Source organism: Polaromonas sp. Polasp52 (assembly GCF_059491565.1).
The window spans coordinates 2862865-2883315 of sequence record NZ_CP168513.1 but is presented as its reverse complement, the minus strand read 5'-3'; the positions used below and the strand labels follow the sequence as shown (position 1 = coordinate 2883315).

19 protein-coding genes and 1 tRNA gene are annotated in these 20451 nt (G+C 62.3%); 18 read left to right on the top strand and 2 right to left on the bottom strand.

Translation table 11 applies throughout. From position 1 onward, the window contains the following. Nucleotides 1-4 precede the first annotated feature (4 nt). The 10 genes from ACEN9P_RS13520 to ACEN9P_RS13475 all read left to right on the top strand — a co-directional run bounded on the left by ACEN9P_RS13520 (nt 5) and on the right by ACEN9P_RS13475 (nt 11362). Nucleotides 5-1081, top strand: coding sequence for a branched-chain amino acid ABC transporter permease (locus ACEN9P_RS13520; RefSeq protein ID WP_495619536.1), 1077 nt, complete (start codon nt 5-7; stop codon nt 1079-1081). 126 nt (nt 1082-1207) lie between these two features. Beyond that, nucleotides 1208-2542, top strand: a complete 1335-nt coding sequence (locus tag ACEN9P_RS13515) for an ABC transporter substrate-binding protein (RefSeq protein ID WP_477712743.1) — start codon at nt 1208-1210, stop codon at nt 2540-2542. 151 nt (nt 2543-2693) lie between these two features. Next, complete coding sequence (locus ACEN9P_RS13510; protein ID WP_495619535.1) at nt 2694-3503, top strand: ABC transporter ATP-binding protein; 810 nt, start codon at nt 2694-2696, stop codon at nt 3501-3503. A gap of 10 nt (nt 3504-3513) precedes the next feature. Further along, complete coding sequence (locus ACEN9P_RS13505) at nt 3514-4767, top strand: phenylacetate--CoA ligase family protein (RefSeq protein WP_495619534.1); 1254 nt, start codon at nt 3514-3516, stop codon at nt 4765-4767. A gap of 394 nt (nt 4768-5161) precedes the next feature. Continuing rightward, nucleotides 5162-6157, top strand: a complete 996-nt coding sequence (locus tag ACEN9P_RS13500) for a tripartite tricarboxylate transporter substrate-binding protein (protein WP_477661540.1) — start codon at nt 5162-5164, stop codon at nt 6155-6157. A 235-nt stretch (nt 6158-6392) separates the two neighbouring features. Beyond that, a complete protein-coding gene (locus ACEN9P_RS13495; RefSeq protein WP_495622177.1) occupies nt 6393-7346 on the top strand; it encodes a Bug family tripartite tricarboxylate transporter substrate binding protein in 954 nt (317 codons plus the stop codon). Between the two features lie 79 nt (nt 7347-7425). After that, entirely contained in the window at nt 7426-8076 is a 651-nt protein-coding gene (locus ACEN9P_RS13490; RefSeq protein ID WP_495619533.1) for a DUF6988 family protein, read from the top strand. A gap of 360 nt (nt 8077-8436) precedes the next feature. Further along, nucleotides 8437-9252, top strand: coding sequence for an FRG domain-containing protein (locus ACEN9P_RS13485; RefSeq protein ID WP_495619532.1), 816 nt, complete (start codon nt 8437-8439; stop codon nt 9250-9252). Between the two features lie 2 nt (nt 9253-9254). Beyond that, nucleotides 9255-10325, top strand: coding sequence for a DUF262 domain-containing protein (locus ACEN9P_RS13480; RefSeq protein ID WP_495619531.1), 1071 nt, complete (start codon nt 9255-9257; stop codon nt 10323-10325). Between the two features lie 263 nt (nt 10326-10588). Continuing rightward, nucleotides 10589-11362: a hypothetical protein gene (locus ACEN9P_RS13475; RefSeq protein ID WP_495619530.1), complete on the top strand. Its 774-nt coding sequence runs from the start codon at nt 10589-10591 to the stop codon at nt 11360-11362. 219 nt (nt 11363-11581) lie between these two features. On the opposite strand, the gene ACEN9P_RS13470 is transcribed toward ACEN9P_RS13475, so the two are convergent. After that, a complete protein-coding gene (locus ACEN9P_RS13470; RefSeq protein WP_074579319.1) occupies nt 11582-11884 on the bottom strand; it encodes a DUF1840 domain-containing protein in 303 nt (100 codons plus the stop codon). 145 nt (nt 11885-12029) lie between these two features. Between ACEN9P_RS13470 and ACEN9P_RS13465 the strand changes: the two genes are divergently transcribed. The 8 genes from ACEN9P_RS13465 to ACEN9P_RS13430 all read left to right on the top strand — a co-directional run bounded on the left by ACEN9P_RS13465 (nt 12030) and on the right by ACEN9P_RS13430 (nt 20280). Beyond that, nucleotides 12030-12776, top strand: coding sequence for a 2OG-Fe dioxygenase family protein (locus ACEN9P_RS13465; RefSeq protein ID WP_495619529.1), 747 nt, complete (start codon nt 12030-12032; stop codon nt 12774-12776). A 126-nt stretch (nt 12777-12902) separates the two neighbouring features. Continuing rightward, nucleotides 12903-15227, top strand: a complete 2325-nt coding sequence (locus ACEN9P_RS13460) for a bifunctional salicylyl-CoA 5-hydroxylase/oxidoreductase (RefSeq protein ID WP_495619528.1) — start codon at nt 12903-12905, stop codon at nt 15225-15227. Nucleotides 15228-15260: 33 nt separating this feature from the next. Then, nucleotides 15261-15746, top strand: coding sequence for a MarR family winged helix-turn-helix transcriptional regulator (locus ACEN9P_RS13455; protein WP_495619527.1), 486 nt, complete (start codon nt 15261-15263; stop codon nt 15744-15746). Then, nucleotides 15743-16597: an enoyl-CoA hydratase family protein gene (locus ACEN9P_RS13450; RefSeq protein ID WP_495619526.1), complete on the top strand. Its 855-nt coding sequence runs from the start codon at nt 15743-15745 to the stop codon at nt 16595-16597. The genes ACEN9P_RS13455 and ACEN9P_RS13450 overlap by 4 nt, the downstream gene beginning before the upstream one ends. A gap of 24 nt (nt 16598-16621) precedes the next feature. Continuing rightward, nucleotides 16622-17803 carry an acyl-CoA dehydrogenase family protein gene (locus ACEN9P_RS13445; protein WP_495619525.1) on the top strand — a complete coding sequence of 394 codons (1182 nt, stop codon included), beginning with the start codon at nt 16622-16624 and terminating at the stop codon, nt 17801-17803. Continuing rightward, complete coding sequence (locus ACEN9P_RS13440; protein ID WP_495619524.1) at nt 17800-19464, top strand: benzoate-CoA ligase family protein; 1665 nt, start codon at nt 17800-17802, stop codon at nt 19462-19464. Before ACEN9P_RS13445 ends, ACEN9P_RS13440 begins: the two co-directional genes overlap by 4 nt. Continuing rightward, nucleotides 19461-19910: an acyl-CoA thioesterase gene (locus tag ACEN9P_RS13435; RefSeq protein WP_495619523.1), complete on the top strand. Its 450-nt coding sequence runs from the start codon at nt 19461-19463 to the stop codon at nt 19908-19910. Before ACEN9P_RS13440 ends, ACEN9P_RS13435 begins: the two co-directional genes overlap by 4 nt. After that, nucleotides 19885-20280, top strand: a complete 396-nt coding sequence (locus ACEN9P_RS13430; protein WP_074579335.1) for a RidA family protein — start codon at nt 19885-19887, stop codon at nt 20278-20280. The genes ACEN9P_RS13435 and ACEN9P_RS13430 overlap by 26 nt, the downstream gene beginning before the upstream one ends. Nucleotides 20281-20360: 80 nt before the next feature. Here the strand turns inward: ACEN9P_RS13430 and ACEN9P_RS13425 are convergent. Continuing rightward, nucleotides 20361-20437, bottom strand: a tRNA-Met gene (locus tag ACEN9P_RS13425). Nucleotides 20438-20451: the final 14 nt, after the last annotated feature.

The following is a 20451-nucleotide window of genomic DNA, read 5'->3' as shown; positions in this document are numbered from 1 at the left end:
AATCATGTTCTACAGAGAAAACGGCCAATTCAAAACCAGCTACCGGTCCGACCAGCAGATCTTTCCCATCCTGCAGGACCGCATCGCCATAGGCCTGCTGCTGGCCTTTGCCTTTGTCGCCGTGCCCCTGCTGGCCAGCGACTATTTGTTCCGCGCCATCCTGATCCCTTTCCTGATCTTTTCGCTCGCGGCTGTCGGGGTCAACATCCTGGTCGGCTACTGCGGGCAGATCTCGCTGGGCTCGGGCGCCTTTATGGCGGTGGGCGCTTATGGCGCCTACAACTTCTTTGTGCGCATTCCCGGCATGCCGCTGATCCCCGCGCTGATCCTGGGCGGCCTGTGCGCCATGCTGTTCGGCATTTTGTTCGGCCTGCCCAGCCTGCGCGTCAAGGGCCTGTACCTGGCGGTGACCACGCTGGCCGCGCAGTTCTTCAGCGACTGGATGTTCCTGCGCATCAAGTGGTTCACCATGGACACGCCCTCGGGCTCGGTGTCGGTGTCCAATCTGCAGGTCTTCGGCCTGCCGATTGAAAGCGCCGTCAGCAAATACCTGTTCTGCCTGGTCATCGTGGTGGTGATCACCCTGCTGGCCAAAAACCTGGTGCGCAGCGCCATAGGCCGCGAGTGGATGGCGATTCGCGACATGGACGTGGCCGCCGCGGTAATCGGCATACGCCCCATGTACGCCAAGCTCAGCGCCTTCGCGGTCAGCTCCTTCATCATCGGCATCGCCGGCGGCCTCTGGGCCTTTATCTACCTGGGCGCCTGGGAGCCTGCCGCCTTCTCGGTGGACTACTCCTTCCGTCTGCTGTTCATGGTGATCATCGGCGGCATGGGGGCCATCATGGGCAGCTTCTTCGGCGCCGCCTTTATCGTGGTGCTGCCGATTGTGCTGAGCCAGCTGCTGCCGGTGCTGGCCGGCTGGCTGGGCATTTCGATTTCCACCGCGGGTGTCTCGCACGCGGAGCTGATGATTTTCGGCGGGCTGATTGTGTGGTTTTTGATTGTGGAGCCGCATGGGCTGGCCAAGCTGTGGGCCGTGGGCAAACAGAAGCTCAGGCTTTGGCCATTTCCCCATTAAGGCATTCCGGTGCGCCGGCCCTAGGGTTAAGGATTACTCGAAATCACCGATGCGCGGTGGATGGTTAGGTCGTTTACTGAAGTGCCCTTTTTTTCGCGGTGTTTATAAATTTTCCAGGAGACAACAATGAAGATTCGTAATGTGATGTTGGCGGTGGCAATCCTCGCCACCGGCGCTTCGTCCCTTGTGACGACCAGCGCATTCGCCCAGGCCAAGGAGCAGTTCTTCCCGGTGCTGTCCTACCGCACCGGGCCTTACGCGCCCAACGGCGTGCCCTGGGCCAACGGCTATGTGGACTACCTCAAGCTGGTCAACGCGCGCGGCGGCATCAACGGCGTGAAGATCTCGTTCGAGGAATGCGAAACCGGCTACGACACCGCGCGCAGCGTGGAATGTTATGAACGCCTGAAGGGCAAGAACGGCGGCGCCACCCTGGTGCAGCCGCTGTCCACCGGCGCCACCTTCGCCATCACCGAAAAAGCCCCGGTCGACAAGATCCCGGTGGTGACCGTGGGCTACGGCCGCAGCGAAAGCGCGGACGGCTCCATCTTCAAGTGGAACTTCCCCATCGCCGGCACCTACTGGGTCGCCGCCGACGCCATCCTCCAGGCCATCGCCAAGAAGGAAGGCGGCTTCGACAAGCTCAAGGGCAAACGCATCGCGCTGGTCTACCACGACTCGCCCTTCGGCAAGGAGCCCATCCCACTGATGCAGGAGCGCGCCGCCATGCACGGCTTCACGCTGCAGCTGCTGCCCGTGACCGCGCCCGGTGTCGAGCAGAAAGCCACCTGGCTGCAGATTCGCCAGTCGCGCCCCGACTACGTGGCGCTGTGGGGCTGGGGCATCATGAACACCACCGCCATCAAGGAAGCGCAAGCTACCGGCTACCCGCGCGAGAAGATGTACGGCGTGTGGTGGGCCGGCGCCGAGCCTGACGTGAAAGACGTGGCCGAGGGCGCCAAGGGCTACAACGCCGTGACCATGCAGCACGGCGCCGAACCCAACTCCAAGCTGGTCAAGGACGTCATGACGCTGGTCCACGGCAAAGGCCAGGGCACGGGCCCCAAGGAAGAAGTCGGCCAGGTGCTCTACATGCGCGGCGCCATGAGTGCCATGCTGGGCGTGGAAGGCCTGCGCGCCGCGCAGGACCGCTTCGGCAAGGGAAAAATCATGACGGGCGAGCAGGTCCGCTGGGGCCTGGAGAACCTGAACCTGACCCAGGCCAAGCTGGACGCGCTGGGTTTTGCCGGCGTGATGCGGCCCATCAGCACCTCCTGCACCGACCACATGGGTTCGGCCTGGGCGCGCATACACACCTGGGACGGCAAGGAGTGGAAGTTCACCTCCGACTGGCTGCAGGCCGACGAACAGGTGATCAAGCCCCTGGTCAAGGCCACGGCCGCCAAGTACGCGACCGAGAAAAAACTGACGGCGCGCACACCGGCCGACTGCCAGTCTTGAGCGGCGTAGCCGCTCAAGCTGGCTTTGCCATGTACTGACGGCACCCACCCCAACCCCTCCCGCCAGGCGGGAGGGGCGCGGCTCTCGCGAGCCGCCAGCCTTGAGGGCTGATCGCCTTTCCGGCAGCTCTCAAGATTGGTCAGGAAAAAATATGGACACACCTAACATCGTTCTCAACGTCAACGGCATCGAGGTTATCTACAACCACGTGATCCTGGTGCTCAAGGGCGTCTCGCTGCAGGTGCCGCAGGGCCGCATCGTGGCCATCCTGGGCGGCAACGGCGCGGGCAAGACCACCACGCTGCGCGCGATCTCCAACCTGCTCAAGGGCGAGCGCGGCGAGGTCACCAAGGGCTCCATCGAGCTGCGCGGCGAGCGCATCGAAAACCTCTCGCCGGCCGACCTGGTCAAGCGCGGCGTGGTGCAGGTCATGGAAGGGCGGCACTGCTTTGCCCACCTGACCATCGAAGAAAACCTGCTGACCGGCGCCTACACGCGCAGCAGCAAGGCCGAAGTCGCGGCCAACCTCGAAAAGGTCTACAACTACTTTCCGCGCCTCAAAACCCGGCGCACCTCGCAGGCGGCCTACACCTCGGGCGGCGAGCAGCAGATGTGCGCCATAGGCCGCGCGCTGATGGCCAACCCCTCCATGGTGCTGCTGGACGAGCCCTCCATGGGCCTGGCGCCGCAAATCGTCGAGGAGGTCTTCAACATCGTGCAGGACCTGAACCAGAAAGAGAAGGTCACTTTTTTGCTGGCCGAGCAGAACACCAATATGGCGCTCAAGTACGCCGACTACGGCTACATCATGGAAAGCGGCCGCGTGGTGATGGACGGCGCGGCCGCCGACCTGGCCAACAACGAGGACGTGAAAGAGTTTTACCTCGGCGTGGGCGGCGGCGAACGCAAGAGTTTCAAGGATGTCAAAAGCTACAAACGCCGCAAGCGTTGGCTGGCCTGAGGGTACGAACATGAGCAATTTTTTCGACACCCTCGAACACCGGCCGCACGCAGAACGCGAAGCCGCCCAGCTCGCCGCGCTGCCGCAACAGCTCGCGCATGCAAAAGCGCATGCCCCGGCTTTCACCGACATCCTCAAGGACGTGGACGCCTCGGCCGTCACGTCGCGCGCCGCGCTGGCGCGCCTGCCGGTCACGCGCAAGTACGAGCTGCTGGCACTCCAGCAAGCCTCGCGCGAAGCGGGCGGCGATCCTTTCGGCGGCTTCAGCGCGCTGCGTTATGGCGCCGCCATGCCGCGCGTGTTCGCCAGCCCCGGCACGATTTACGAGCCCGACAGCACACGCAAGGACTACTGGCGCATGGCACGGGCCCTGCACGCCGCGGGCTTTCGGCCCGGGCAGCTGGTGCACAACTGCTTCAGCTACCACTTCGTGCCGGCCGGCACCATGATGGAAAGCGGCGCCCATGCGCTGGGCTGCACCGTCTTCCCGGGCGGCACCGGGCAGACCGAGCAGCAGGTACAGGCCATGGCCGAGCTCAAGCCCGCCGGTTATGTCGGCACGCCCAGCTTCCTCAAGATCATTGTCGACAAGGCCGCCGAAATGAAGATCGGGCTGCCCAGCGTGACGCGCGCCATGGTCTCGGGCGAGGCCTGCCCGCCCAGCCTGCGCGACTGGTTCGCTGAACGCGGCATCGCCGCCTACCAGTGTTATGCCTCGGCCGACCTGGGACTGATCGCCTATGAAACCGAGGCCCGCGAAGGCCTGGTGCTGGACGAAGGCGTGATTGTGGAAATCGTGCGCCCCGGCACCGGCGACCCGGTCGCCGAGGGCGAGGTCGGCGAACTGGTGGTCACCACGCTGAACCCCGACTACCCACTGGTCCGTTTCGGCACGGGCGACCTCTCAGCCGTGCTGCCCGGCAGTTGCCCCACCGGCCGCAGCAACACGCGCATCAAGGGCTGGATGGGCCGGGCCGACCAGACCGTCAAGGTGCGCGGCATGTTTGTGCACCCGGGCCAGGTCGCCGACATCGCCCGTCGTTTTCCCGAAGTGCTCAAGGCCAGGCTGGTGGTCAGCGGCGAGATGGCCAACGACAGCATGCACTTCCAGGCCGAGGCCGCCTCCATGCCCGAGGGGCTGGACCAGCGCATCAGCGAAGCGATACGCGACGTCACCAAGCTGCGCGGTACCGTGCAGCTGCTGGCGCCCGGCAGTCTCCCCAACGACGGCAAGGTTATTGAGGACGCACGAAGTTACAAGTAGAGCCCCCACGGTCGCTCACTGCGTGTAGCTCCCGAGGCCTTGCAGGCCGCGGCTCGCGGGACGCTTCGCCTCTGTCGCCCGTCCAAGCCTGCGCAGGCAGGCTTGGAGCCGCGGGCTCCAGCCCCTCCGGGGCGCTGCGCCTGCGGTCTGGCAAAGCCAGTCCCGCGGCTCATGCTGGGTTGAAGAATCCTGTGCGTGCGAAGGGTGGGTATTCACCAGTGGGGGCCGCGGGTCCGGCTTTGCCGGCCCCAGGCGCCGCCCCCTTGAGGGGGAGCAGGCTACACGCAGTGAGCCTGTACAGGGGTGACCGGGGGCTAGCCCTTACGTAGTTCCCGCGATGTTGGGGCGGTAAGGGGACCGTAAACTTGGCGCCTTCAGATACAAGGAGACGCTCATGAAACGCCTGTTAGTCCTCGCCGCCGCCGCAACGGCCATGTTTGCCGCCCATGCGCAAGCCCCCGCCTTCCCCGGCTCCAAGCCCATCAGCCTGGTGGTGCCTTTCGCCGCCGGCGGCCCGACCGACCGCGTCGCGCGCGACCTGGCCGAAGCCATGCGCAAGGCCATGGGCGGCAGCGCCAACTTCGTCGTGGAGAACGTCAACGGTGCCGGCGGCACCATCGGCGCAGCCAAGGTGGCACGCGCCACGCCCGACGGCCACACCCTGCTGGTCCACCACATCGGCATGGCCGCGGCAACGGGCCTGTACCGCAAGCTGCCTTACAAAGTGCCTGAAGATTTTGAGTTCCTGGGCATGATCAATGAAGTGCCCATGACCATCATCGGCAAGCCGCAGCTGCCCGCCAACAACTACCGCGACTTCGAGAACTACATACGCGCCAATTCCGGCAAGCTCAACATCGCCCACGCCGGCCTGGGTTCGGCCTCGCACCTGTGCGGCCTGATGTGGCAAGCGGCCATCAACGCCAAGGACGCGATGACCACCATCCCCTTCGGCGGCACCGCGCCGGCCATGAATGCGCTGGTCGGCGGCCAGGTCGACATGATGTGCGACCAGACCACCAACACCACCGGCCAGATCGAAGCCGGCCGCGTCAAGGCTTTTGCCGTGACCACCGCCAAGCCGCTGAGCAGCAACAAGCTGCTCAAGGACTACCCCACGCTGCAGGAAATGGGCCTCAAAGGCTTTGACCTGACCGTCTGGCACGGCATCTACGCACCCAAGGGCACGCCCCCGGCCGTGCTGACCCAGCTCAACAACGCCCTGAAGGTCGCACTCAAAGACCCCGACTTCATCAAGAAGCAGGAAGGCCTGGGCGCCGTGGTGGTCACCGACAACCGCGTCGAACCCGCCGCCCACCGGGCGTTTGTGGTCGGCCAGATCGCCAAGCTCAAGCCCGTGATCGAAGCCGCCGGCAAGTTTGCCGACTGATTGATTCCACGCTGACCTGATTGCCAAGCCGCCCGGTGAACGCCGGGCGGCTTTTTCTTTTTCAGGCGCCCGGGTTTAACCCCCTTGAAGCGCCTGCCCACGGACGTTATGTTCGTGTGGTCCCCGGCCACGTGCCGGCCATCCCCTGGAGAGCCTCTTGAATTACAAACCACCTTTTCTTTCGCACCGCTATACAGGCCTGGTGGCCACCGCGATCGCCGCCCTCAGCACCTTTATGGCCACGCCCTCGGCCTGGGCGCAAACCGCGAACTGGCCCGCCAAGCCCGTGAAGATCGTCGTGCCCTTCGCGCCCGGCGGCACCACCGACATCCTGGCCCGCGCCATGGCGCCTGAACTCTCCAAGGCTTTCGGCCAGCCCTTTGTCGTCGAGAACCGCGCCGGCGCCGGCGGCAACATAGGCGCCGACATCGTCGCCAAATCCGCGCCCGACGGCTACACCCTGCTCATGGGCACCGTGGGCACCCACGGTATCAACAAGTCCCTCTACACAAAGATGGCCTTCGACCCGCAAAAAGACTTCGCGCCCATCACCCTGGTCGCGGGCGTTCCCAACGTCATGGTCGTCAACACCGAAAAAGCCAAGGCCGCCGGCATCAACAATGTGACCGACTTCATACGCGCGGCCAAGGCCAAGCCCGGCACCTTCAACATGGCCTCCAGCGGCAACGGCACCTCCATCCACCTGGCCGGCGAGCTGTTCAAGACCATGAGCGGCACCTATATGACCCACTTCCCCTACAGCGGCTCCGGCCCTGCGCTGCTCGCGCTGGTGGGCGGCGACATGGACGTCATGTTCGACAACCTGCCCTCTTCCATGGCCCTCATCAAGTCCGGCAAGCTCAAGGCATTAGCAGTAACCAGCTCAGAACGCTCAGCCGCCCTGCCGGACATTCCCACCCTAGAACAGGCCGGCGGCCCGGCCCTGAAAGGCTACGACGCGAGCTCCTGGTTCGGCCTGCTGGCCCCCGCCGGCACGCCCCCCGACATCGTCAACCGTATCCAGCAGGAAGCATCGAAGGCATTGGGCACGCCGGCGATGAAAGAGAAGTTGCTCGCGCAGGGCGCGATTCCTTCGGGCAATACGCCGGCCCAGTTCACGGCGTTTATCAACGCCGAGCACAAGAAGTGGGCGCAGGTGGTGAAGGCTTCGGGGGCGAAGGTGGACTGAACAACTGCCGAAAATCTTGCGATAGAGAAGCACTCAACGCAGAACACCAGGCCTCGCGCACAACCATTTGACAGACGCCATGGAAGCGAAACTCAACGAACTGTTGGTGCGAACGCAAGCTTTCCACAATGCGGCCATGGCACACGCGCGTCGGCTACGACCTGTACGTGATCTGCGCCACCTAGTCGCATTTCAAGCAGGGGGCGTGGCACTAGGGCACTCACTCGCGATACGCTCCCTTATCGCCGATGATCATCTTCCTTCAGCATTTGCTCTGTTTCGCCCCCAGTTTGAAAGCTTAGTCCGCGGCATATGGCTGCTTCATGCTGCGAACGACACATGGATTGAAAAGCTCGGCCAACCACTCACGGAAGAAAGCGCCAAGCAGGCCAATGCAGCGCCCGGGTTCGCCGACATGCTCAAGGAGCTTGAATCGAGTTCAACGTCGCCAGATCACATCGTGATGCAGCTACGCGAATTCAAGGAGGCGACCTGGAAAGCGCTCAATAGCTACACGCACGGCGGTATCCACCCATTGAACCGGTTTCTGAGTGGCTACCCGCCTGAGTTGACATACAGCGCACTGCGAAATTCCAATGCTGTAGTGGCGCTAACGCTGCAGCTGCTATCGATCCTGAGTGGAGACATCCGCAACATGGAGCCGGTGCGGCACATGCACGAAGAGTTTGTCGACTGCTTCAATCTGCTGCCGCCATATGCAGGCACCTGATACATCCAATTCTGACAATACGCCCTCATCAATATGTTGCCCCCGGGTTTCCACCCTCCTCCAATTAGAGGAGCTAGCGGGAACACGCCAGCGCAGTTCACCACCTTTATCAGTGCTGAGCACAAGAAATAGGCGAAGGTGGTGAAGGCTTCGGGGCGAAAATGGATTGAGGGTTCAGCGCTAGTGATTGAGCCCTAGCCATCGCTTTAGATCGCAGACGGTACGTCGACGGGGCGCGCTTCAACTCACGCGTGCCGTGAGCACCGAACGCTTGGAGAGTTACCGACAATATGCATAATGAACTTGCCGGGGATAGAAGGCGTTAATACGCAAGCGATCAATAAGAACTAAGGACTTCATATGGCGAAGGCTAAGGAGATAGCTGTCCGCACTCTTTCAGAGTTTTTGGCGGCAGTGGAGGGGATTCAAAGAAGTACCTCAAACTCTCTGTGGTACCGCGGCGTGGGCAACGCCACTTACAAGCTGGTTCCCGCGCTATATCGACATAAAAAAACCAAAGGTGTCGATGGTCTGGCGACACTAGAACGTCAAATCATGACGCGGTTCCGTCAACGAAGTCTGCCTTACCACGACAGATCGCTAGGGGATGACTGGGACGCACTATTCTTTATGCAGCACTACGGCGTGCCAACCCGACTACTTGATTGGACCGAGAACCCGTTTGTTGCACTTCATTTCGCGCTGATGAGTGCGAGAAGCAATGTGACACCTAGTGGAAAGGCAACATTTTCCAGCGAAGCGGCACTTTGGATTCTGGACCCAATTGTCTGGAACAGGCATGCACTACGACACATCAGCTATTCTGGCGGAGTGCTCACACCAGACGATGATGCCCTTAAAAGTTATCGACCGACGCCTGGCTTTAGTGGCATGCAGAATCTTCCCGTAGCAATCTATGGCGCTCACAACAGCGCGCGAATTGTGGCACAGCAGGGTGTTTTTACCGTGTTTGGGCGAGAAGCTTCGGCGATGGAGGATGCCTTTGCAAAGGATATTTTCCCCAAATCTTGTCTTACTAAAGTTGTGTTTTCTAGAAGTGCTATTCCCGGGATGAAAAAAGCCATGCTCAGCCATGGCATGACTGAGTCCGTCGTCTTTCCCGATCTAGAAGGATTGGCGAGAGAGACAAAACGAATTTTTGATTTTGAAGGTTGAGTATGGCAACGAAACTCAAGGATGTATTTAAGGTTGCTCCATTTGAAGCGAAGACTCTGTCTTGGTGGAAGGCGCGTAGATCAAAGATTGATATGTCACCGCCTTATCAACGGAGGGGGCGACTGTGGTCCTCGACTGACAAGGCGTACTTGATTGATTCAATCATCAATGGGTTTGATGTTCCAAAGCTATATATGGCCGATTTCAGCTGGGGCGACTCAACGCTGAATAAGAAAAAATTACCTTATGCAATCATCGACGGCAAACAACGGCTCGAAGCGCTTTTTGACTTCTACGACGGAACCATCACACTGAACGAAGATTTCGTTTACAGACCCGACCCGTCGCTCAAACTTGCGGGATTGGGATACAAGGATTTAGTTCAGAATTTTGGCGAAATTGCCGAAATATTTGACACATACAACTTGTCTGTAATGAGCGTGGTTGCGACATCGGAGGAACCGATAAATGAACTATTTGTTCGACTCAATCGGAACAAACCGCTCACTGGTGCAGAGATTCGGAATGCCATGAGCGGCCCGGCACCTGCAATGTTCCGACGCATCGCTGGACATGAGTTCTTTACAGACTATGCTGCATTTGCAGTGCAACGGGGCCAGGATTTAAACACCGCAGCAAAACTGGTTATGTTTGAATTCCTTGAAGGACTTACAAGCACCAAGAAAACGAATATGGATCAGTTTGTCAAGACCGCGGCAAAGAACAGAGCCAAGTTAGAGTTGTCAGCCAGGCGTGTGATGGATACTTTAGAGCTGATGACAGAGATATTCTTACCGAGGGACCGGCTACTAGGGTCCGCAGGTACGGTTCCGGTTTACTACTGGTTTGTTAGGTCACTTCAACCAAAACAGCACGCCACAGTGCGCCCATTTCTTAACTGGTTCGAAGAGTCACGAAAAATGAATCGGCAGACAGCTGCGATTGGAGGATCTGCCGCCAAAGTCAATGCAGATTTAACTACGTATGACAACCTAAACCGTAGTACCAACGATGAAACCAGTCATATTGGACGGTTTCAAATACTCTCCAAGAGCTTTCAGTCTTACTCCTAAACAGGACTTACTCGAAGAGCAGCTCTGAAATCGCGGGGAATCCGGCATCAACCTTTTCATCACACGCTAGTCACTAATCAAGCTTACCGCTTGCAGCCACCAGCGTTTGCCGTTGTTCAGTGGGGGCGAGCCAATCAAGGGCCGCGCTCAGATTGGGGCTCTATTGTTGGCGATGAGAATGTCAACGACATTGGGCGATATAAACTAATCGCCATAACTCAGCGTCAAGACGTTTCACAACCCGCGTACGGATGAGGAGCGAAATGCTTAGATCCAAAATCAGGCGCGCAGCGCAGGTTCGCTTAAATCAACATAGCCTACACGCGGCCAGACTGGAGAAGCATTGGGCGGACGTGTGGCTGCAACGACTTAGCCACGTTGCACAATTTGGCCTGTTCCTATTCACGCTCGGCATTTCCTATTTCACGGTGCTGCCTCTTTATCAAAAGGCTGTGCTTGAGGAGGCGATTGCCAAGAAGGAGATTGAACTTGGCACTCTTAACAAATCGCTAGAAACGTCGTATGCAAAACTGCGTGCATATGCGATTAGGGAGTTCCACATAGCGGCGATGCCTTCATGCGGAGGATTGTTTGTCGAGCGGGGAATGAATTTAGACGAAACTCCGAAGAAAACACGAGCCGAGCTAATTTTTCAGATTGACGTCTCGAGCTGCCTACTAGCGCTTGCGAATAAAGTAAGTGCCCTAAAAGATCTTAAAGCTGATGATCGGAAGATCTTTGACGCCGCGCTGCTCAAGATTACTCAGGAGATCGCGACACAGCGAAAGCAATCAATGGTCGATTATGAGCATGCACCTCAACGAGTCACTGCTGCAGACATAGCCAAACTACCGCGCGATTCGTTTCGAGTTCGTGCACAGGAGCTGATCGAACAGCTACGCGGGGGAACTCCAGACATGGTTGCTCGCCGGAAGATAGCCGAGACTATTGCGAAAGAAAAGGTGGGTACTCTGTATGAGGACTTCATCCGAGACCGCATAGTATCTTTACGCGGTATCAAATGGGAGCCTTTATAAGCTTCTGCCATCTGCTCTAAGTCTCAAAAATCAGCCTCAATCGAGTGGCACAAAAAAGCGGCGCTGCAGGGCCTGGAGCCTGCCAAGGATGCCTTGAAGCGGCTGGGCGTGAGCGATTTCTAAGTCCTAAGGCGCCCCATTAAAAAAGCCCTGTCACCAGGGCTTTTTTTATTCCTACCTATATAAAGAGAGTCAGGCCGCCCCAGCGGCCGGGAGCGCCTACACCCCCCAAACCACCTCATGCCCCGCCTTGAGGTTGCGCTGCAGCATGTCAATAAAGGGCACGGCGCGCTGGCGCAGGCCCAGGCCGTCGCCGGGGACCACGCCGTCTTCGGCATTGGCGTCGTGGGCTTCCTCGTGCGCGATGGCTTCCTTCAGGGCGGCGATGGCGGCGGGCATCTGCTCGGGCAGGATGATGCCTTTGGGGGCGGGGTCCTTGCCGATGATTTCGAGGACCTTGCGGCCGTTGGCTTCGAGCATGATCACATCGCCGGCGTCTTTGGATTTGAATTTGTAAAGCATGGATGGCTCCTCAGGTTGTGCAGACAGACCATTATGGAAAGGTTTGAGCGGCCTGCGTGTAGGTAAGTTTCACCTTTTTAGCCGCCAAGGGGTTTCCGCCGGCGGGGGCCGGGCAGCCCGCCGGGCTCAAGCAAAATAGCAGCCTATGTTCAATATCGCCACTGTCCCCAAGTCGGCCCGCCAGGCGCTCAGCCAGGACGGCCTGAGCCTGCTGAACCCGGCCGAACTGACGGCCACGCTGGAGCTGGGCGATGCCTGGGCGCCGGCCTGGAATGCCCTGGTGCCCTCCTGGGACCGGCTGCCGCCCGACGCCCACCTGAAGGACGGCGGGCATTACCGCAAGCGCCGGCACTCGTGTTTTGTGCAGGAGCTTGCCACGGGCACGCTGGTGCAAACGCCGCACCGCGCCCACTGGCAGCCGACGGACTACAACGCGCTGCACGGCGGCTTTGAGCGCTGGTTCGAGCCGGTGGAGCCGGCCGGGGCCACGGCCGCGGCCTGGACAAACTTGATCGCCGGCCTGGGCCGGCTGTTTGCCCAGGTGCAGCCGGCCCAGCGCTGGCACGTCGAGGCGCACCAGTTCCGCATCGACACGGCCGGCGGCGTGGGCCGCCCCACGCCCGAGGGCGCACACCGCGACGGCGTGGACTTTGTGGTGGTGATGATGGTGGGCCGCCACGGCGTGAAGGGCGGCGAAACCCGGGTGTTTGACGCCAACGGCCCGCACGGCGTGCGTTTTGTGATGCGGGAGCCGCTCACGGCGCTACTGCTGGACGACGCCCGGGTGATTCACGAGACCACGCCCATCCTGCCGGCCGACGACCAGCCCGGCCCCGGATTCCGCGACACGCTGGTGCTCACTTACCGCGCAGCGGCCTTCCAGTCTCCCTGAGGGCTGGCGCGCCGGGGCCAGGCGCCCCGGCAAACATCTGCTTTCCAACCGGCGGAAAACCCTGCTTGACGGATTTACTTTAAACCTAAACAATTAAGGCAAGATTAATCCAGAGAGTACGCTTTCATGCACATTCTTTGCCTGGGCGGTGGTCCCGCAGGTTTGTATTTCGCCCTGCTGATGAAGCTGCAGAACCCGGCCCACCAGGTGACGGTGGTCGAGCGCAACCGGCCTTTCGACACCTTCGGCTGGGGCGTGGTGCTGTCGGACCAGACCCTGGGCAACCTGCGCGCGGCCGACCCGGTCAGCGCGCAGCTGATAGGCGATGCCTTCAACCACTGGGATGACGTGGAGGTCTTCTTCAAGGGACGCTCGGTGCGCTCGGGCGGCCACGGCTTTTGCGGCATAGGCCGCAAGCGCCTGCTCAACATCCTGCAGGAGCGCTGCATGGCGCTGGGCGTGTCGCTGGTGTTTGAAACCGACGTCCAGGACGACCAGGCCATTGCGGCGCAGTACGGCGCCGACCTGGTGGTCGCCAGCGACGGCCTGAACAGCCGCATCCGCAACCGCTACGCGGACACCTTCAAGCCCGACGTGGAGCTGCGCGCCTGCCGTTTTGTCTGGCTGGGCACACGCAAGACCTTTGACGCCTTCACCTTCGCGTTTGAGCAGACTGAGCACGGCTGGTTTGCCGCGCATGCCTACAAGTTTGACGAGAACACCTCGACCTTTATCGTCGAGACGCCCGAGGCGGTATGGAAGGCGCACGGCCTGGACCAGATGAGCCAGGAGGACGGCATCGCCTTCTGCGAGCGCCTGTTCGCCAAATACCTGGACGGCAACGCGCTGATGAACAACGCCACCCATGTGCGCGGCTCGGCGATCTGGATACGTTTCCCGCGTGTGGTCTGCGAGCGCTGGGTGCATGAAGCCGCCATCAACGGCAAGCAGGTGCCCATCGTGCTGATGGGCGATGCGGCGCATACCGCGCATTTCTCCATCGGCAGCGGCACCAAGCTGGCGCTGGAAGACGCGATTGAGCTGAGCCACTGCTTCGCCCAGCACGGCGATGCCACGGCGGCGCTGCAGGCTTATGAAGCGCTGCGTTCCGTCGAGGTGCTGAAGATCCAGAACGCGGCGCGCAACTCCACCGAGTGGTTCGAGAACGTGGACCGATACAGCGGCATGGAGGCTGAACAATTCTTTTATTCGCTGCTGACCCGCTCGCAGCGCATCAGCCATGAAAACCTGCGCGTGCGTGACGCCGCCTGGCTGCAAGGCTATGAGCAGTGGCTGGCCAAAAGCAATGCGCCGCATGCGCCGCCGCCCATGCTGCTGCCGCTCAAGGTACGCGAGCTTTCACTGAAGAACCGCATCGTCGTGTCGCCCATGGCGACCTACAGCGCGGTGGACGGCATGCCGCAGGACTTTCACCTGGTGCACCTGGGCGCGCGCGCCCTGGGCGGCGCCGGCCTGGTGTTTGTGGAAATGACCTCGCCCTGCCCCGAAGGCCGCATCACGCCGGGTTGCCCGGGTTTGTGGAACGAGGCGCAGGCCAAGGGCTTCAAGCGCATTGTGGATTTTGTGCATGCCTCGGGCGCGGGCGCCAAGATCGGCATGCAGCTGGGCCACAGCGGGCCCAAGGGCTCGACCCAAGTGGGCTGGGAAGCGCCCGACGAGCCGCTGCCGGCTGGCAACTGGCCGCTGCTGGCAGCCAGTGCCGTGGCCTACGGCCCCACCAACCAGCTGCCCCAGGCCATGACGCGCACCGACATGGACCGCGTGAAAGCTGAGTTTGTGCAGTCCACGCGTTACGCGGCCGAGGCCGGCTTTGACTGGCTGGAGCTGCATTGCGCGCACGGCTATTTGCTGTCGAGCTTTATCACGCCGCTGACCAACCAGCGCAGCGACGAATACGGCGGCAGCCTGGAAAACCGCTGCCGCTTCCCGCTCGAAGTGTTTGCCGCCATGCGTGCCGTGTGGCCGGCCCACCTGCCCATGAGTGTGCGCATCTCGGCGCACGACTGGGCGCCGGGCGGCAATACGGCCGACGATGCGGTGGCGATCGCGCGCCTGTTCAAGGCCGCGGGCGCTGACTTCATCGACGTGTCATCGGGCCAGACCACGCGCGCGGCCAAGCCGGTGTACGGCCGCATGTACCAGACGCCGTTTGCCGACCGCATACGCAACGAGGTGGGCATACAGACCATTGCCGTGGGCGCGATCTCGGAAGTCGACCACGTCAACAGCATCATCGCGGCCGGCCGCGCCGACCTGTGCGCGATTGCCCGCCCGCACCTGGCCGACCCGGCCTGGACGCTGCACGAAGCCGCCAAGCTGCAAAGCCGCCATGTGAACTGGCCCAAGCCCTACCTGAGCGGGCGCGACCAGCTGTACCGCGAAATCGCCAAGCAGCAGGCACTCGCGGCGCAGCCCGCGGCCGGCAAATAAAAAAGCAAAAGCCAATACACCAAGGAGACCCGCATGGACATGGAAGCACGAGGCCACAGCGAACACCCCGAGGCATTGCGCCTCTGGCTGCGCATGCTGACCTGCACGCAGCTGGTGGAAAAACAGGTGCGCACCCAGCTGCGCGAGCAGTTCGACACCACGCTGCCGCGCTTCGACCTGATGGCGCAGCTCGAGCGCAGCCCCGAGGGCCTGAAGATGAACGAGCTGTCGCGCCGCATGATGGTGACGGGCGGCAACGTCACCGGCATCACCGACCAGCTGGTGGCCGAAGGCCTGGTCGAGCGCGTGGACGTGGAGGGCGACCGGCGCGCCTACCGCGTGCGCCTGACATCGCGCGGACGCAAGCTTTTTGACGAAATGGCGACCGAGCACGAGGCCTGGATCGTCTCGGCCTTTGAGGCCTTGTCACCGCGCGAAGTCGAATCGCTGCACAAGCTGCTGGGCAAGGTCAAGCAGCACCACAACCAACTCGCCGACGCAAAACTGGAAACCCCATGAAACACTACATAGGCCTGGCCAACCCCATGCACGCGCATTTTGATGCGATGGCTCACTACCAGGCGGAGCATTTCGCGTATTCGTTCGAGGACGGCGTCGCGACGCTGACCCTGAACCGCCCCGAACGCAAAAACCCGCTGACCTTTGACTCCTACGCGGAGCTGCGCGATTTGTTCCGCACGCTGAACAGCGCGACCGACGTGAAGACCGTGGTCATCACCGGCGCGGGCGGCAATTTCTGCTCGGGCGGCGACGTGCACGAAATCATCGGGCCGCTCACCAAGATGAGCATGCCCGAGCTGCTGGAGTTCACGCGCATGACGGGTGACCTGATCAAGGCCATGCGCCTGTGCCCGCAGCCCATCATCGCGGCCATCGACGGCATCTGCGCCGGCGCGGGCGCCATGATGGCGCTGGCGGCCGACATGCGCCTGGGCACGGCCCAGGCCAAGACGGCGTTTTTGTTCACGCGCGTGGGCCTGGCCGGCGCCGACATGGGCGCCTGCGCGCTGCTGCCGCGCCTGATAGGCCAGGGCCGCGCGTCGGAGCTGCTGTTCACCGGCCGCGCCATGAGCGCGCAGGAAGGCCTGCAGTGGGGTTTCTTCAACGCGCTGCATGAGCCGCAAGAGCTGCTGGCGCAGGCGCAAAAACTCGCGCGCGAACTGGCCGAGGGCCCGACCTTCGCGCACGGCATGACCAAGACCATGCTGCACCAGGAATGGGCCATGACGCTGGACCAGGCCATAGAGGCCGAGGCGCAGGCCCAGGCCATCTGCATGCAGACCAAGGACTTCACGCGCGCCTACGAGGCCTTCGCGGCCAGACAAAAACCGGTGTTTCGCGGCGACTGAGCACAGCACAACAAGGATTCAGGCATGAAATCGAGCACCGCCCACCTGGCTTTGCCTTTTTTTGACGAGGTTCACCGCGAGCTGGGCCGGCGCCTGGCCGACTGGGCGCCTCAGCAGCAGGTCGACGAGAGCGACGACCGCAGGGCCTGCAAGGAATGGGTGGCCCTGTTGGGCCAGCAGGGCTGGCTGCGCTACTGCGTGCCGGCCGGCAGGGATGGCGCGCTGGGCGGCGCGCTGGAGAAACTGGACTCGCGTGCGCTGGTGATCCTGCGCGAGACCCTGGCCTTTCATTCGCCTTTGGCAGATTTTGCGTTCGCGATGCAGGGCCTGGGCAGCGGCGCCATCACGCTGGCGGGCACGCCGGCGCAGCAGGCGGCCTACCTGCCGCTGGTGGCCAGCGGCAAAAAAATCGCGGCCTTTGCCCTGAGCGAGCCCGACGCGGGCTCGGACGCCGGCGCCATGGCGACCTCGGCCACCGACACGGGCGAAGGCTGGACATTGAACGGCAGCAAGACCTGGATCAGCAACGGCGGCATCGCGGATTTTTATGTGACCTTTGCCAAGACCGACCCGCAGGCCGGCACGCGCGGCATCACGGCCTTTATCGTCGATGCGGACAGCACGGGCCTGGACAGCAGCGAGCACATCGCCGTGATGGCGCCGCACCCGCTGGCCACGCTGAAGTTCGCGCACTGCAAGCTGCCCAAAGACGCGCAACTGGGCGCGCTGCATGGCGGCTTCAAGCTGGCCATGCAGACGCTGGACATCTTCCGCGCCTCGGTGGCGGCCGCCGCGCTGGGCATGGCGCGCCGCGCGCTGGCCGAGGCGGTGCGCTTTTCGAAAGAACGAAAAATGTTCGGCCAGACCCTGGCCGACTTCCAGCTGACCCAGGCCAAGCTCGGTGAAATGGCGGCCTTGGTCGACGCGGCCGCGCTGCTGACCTACCGCGCCGCCTGGATGCGCGACGAAAGCGAACGCCTGGGCAGCGGCGCGCGCATCACCGCCGAGGCCGCCATGGCCAAGATGGCGGCCACCGAAAACGCGCAGAAAGTCATCGACATGGCGCTGCAAATGCACGGCGGCCTGGGCGTGAAGGTGGGCACCAAGGTGGAAAGCCTGTACCGCGACATACGCTCGCTGCGCATTTATGAAGGCGCGACCGAAGTGCAGCAACTCATTATTGGAAAGGCCCAATTGCAATCATGAGCACCTCCGTCTCCGACACTCTCGAAAGCCTTGCCGCGGCGCCCTCCGCCCCTTCCGCGCAGCCGGACCGTTTTGTGCACGAGCGCCTGCCGGCGCCCGAGCAGTTGCCGCGCATGGAATACGCGCTGCCCGAGCTGCGCATCCCGGCGCAGGCCAACCTGGTGCAGTCTCTGTTCGACAAGGCGATTCGCGAGGGCCGCGGCGACAAGCCGCTGCTGCGCTCGGACAAGATCACGCTGACATATACCGAAGCCCTGGAGCGCGTGAACCGCATCGCGCAGGTGCTGACCGAGGACTTCGGCCTCAAGCCCGGCAACCGCGTGCTGCTGCGCGGCGGCAATTCCATAGGCATGGCACTGGCCTGGCTGGGTGTGGTGCAGGCCGGGCTGGTGGCGGTGGCGACCATGCCGCTGCTGCGCGCCAAGGAGCTCGGCGAGATCGTCGAAAAAGCCCGGCCCGCGCTGGCCCTGTGCGACGCGACCCTGCTCGATGAGCTGCAGGCGGCCCAGGCGCCCAGCGCCGCGCTGCCCACCATCGTGCCTTTTAATGTGATGGATGCGCCGGGCTCGCTGGCCGTGCTGTCTGCGCAGAAGGACGGCCGGTTCAAGCCCTGCCCGGTATCGGCCGACGACATCGCGCTGATGGCTTTTACCTCGGGCACCACGGGCAAGCCCAAGGCCGCGGTGCACACGCACCGCGACGTGCTGGCCGCCTGCGAAGCCTGGCCGCGCCACGTGCTCAAGGCCAGGCCCGACGACATCGTGGTCGGTTCGCCACCGCTGGCTTTCACCTTCGGCCTGGGCGGCATGCTGATTTTCCCGATGTGGGCCGGCGCCTCGGTGTATTACCCCTCCATAGGCTACACGCCGGAGGCCATGGTCAAGCTGATCAAACAGGTGGGCGCGACGGTCTGCTACACCGCGCCCACGTTTTACCGGCAGATGGCACCCTTTGCCAGACAGCACGGCGTGCCCGGCCTGCGCCTGTGCGTGAGCGCCGGCGAAAGCCTGCCGGACGCCACGCGCCAGCTGTGGAAGGACGCCACCGGCATCGAAATGATTGACGGCATAGGCGCGACCGAGATGTTCCACATCTTTATCTCGGCGGCCGGCGCCGACGTGCGCCGCGGCGCCATCGGCAAGGTCGTGCCTGGTTATACCGCCAAGGTGGTGGATGACAGCGGCGCCGAGGTGCCGCGCGGCACCATAGGCAAGCTGGCCGTGGTCGGGCCCACGGGCTGCCGCTACCTCGAGGACGTGCGCCAGGGCAACTATGTGAAGAACGGCTGGAACTACCCGGGCGACGCCTTCATGCAGGACGCCGACGGTTATTTCTTCTACCAGGCGCGCGCCGACGACATGATCATCACCGCCGGCTACAACGTGGCCGGCCCCGAGGTGGAAGACGCGCTGCTCAAGCACCCGGCCGTGGCCGAGTGCGGTGTGGTGGGCCTGCCCGACGAGGAGCGCGGCATGATCGTGAAGGCCTTTATCGTGCTCAAGCCTGGCGAAGCGGCCGGTGACGCCACGGCCAAGGCCTTGCAGGACCATGTGAAAGCGACGCTGGCGCCCTTTAAATATCCGCGCCAGGTCGAGTTCGTCGACAAGCTGCCGCGCACCGAAACCGGCAAGCTGCAACGCTTCAAGCTGCGCCAGCCATGAAATTCAGCGTTCCCAAGCGCGTGCGCTTTCACCACTGCGACCCGGCCGGCATTGTTTTTTACCCGCAATTTTTTTACCTGCTGCATGAGGTGCAGGAGGACTTCCTGGAACACATCGGCTTTCCCGAGCACCGGCTGATCGCCAGCGGCGTCGGTGTGCCCATCGTGGACCTCAAGACCGAATTCCTGGGCATGTGCCGCAACGGCGACGCGCTCACCATCACGCTGGAGCTCACGCGCATAGGCGGCTCCAGCATAGGCATGCAGTACGAGATCCACGGCGAGGCCGGCGACACCCGGCTCAAGGCCCACGGCGTGATCGTGTATTCCGAAGTTCCCAACGGCAAGCCCATGCGCATTCCCGACGCGCTGCGCGAGGCTTTGCTGCCCTATTTAAAAACATCCCCTGGAGACCCGCCCCATGATCAAAAAAATTCAACCCCCTGACTGGGCCGAACCCAAGGGTTACGCCAACGGCATGCTCGCGCGCGGCGCGCTGCTTTTTGTCGGCGGCCAGATCGGCTGGAACGCAAAGCAGGAATTCGAGAGCGACGACTTCGTCGCGCAGACCAAACAGGCGCTGCAAAACATCGCGGCCGTGCTGAAAGCCGGCGGCGCTGGGCCCGAACACATGGTGCGCATGACCTGGTATGTGGTGGACCGCGTCGAGTACGTGGCCAGGCTCAAGGAACTGGGCGCCGCCTACCGAGAAGTCATGGGAAAAAACTTCCCGGCCATGACCTGCGTTGAAGTGGCGGGCCTGGTCGAGGACCGCGCGCAGGTGGAGATTGAGGTTACGGCGGTGGTGCCGGACTAAAGCTGAAGACCCTGTCGCGGCGCGCATGATGAATGCAAGCCGGAAAGCAAAACGCCTGCATGATGCAGGCGTTTTGGGTTTGGTTGCGCGGGCAAGATTTGAACTTACGACCTTTGGGTTATGAGCCCAACGAGCTACCAGGCTGCTCCACCGCGCGGTATATCTGTATTG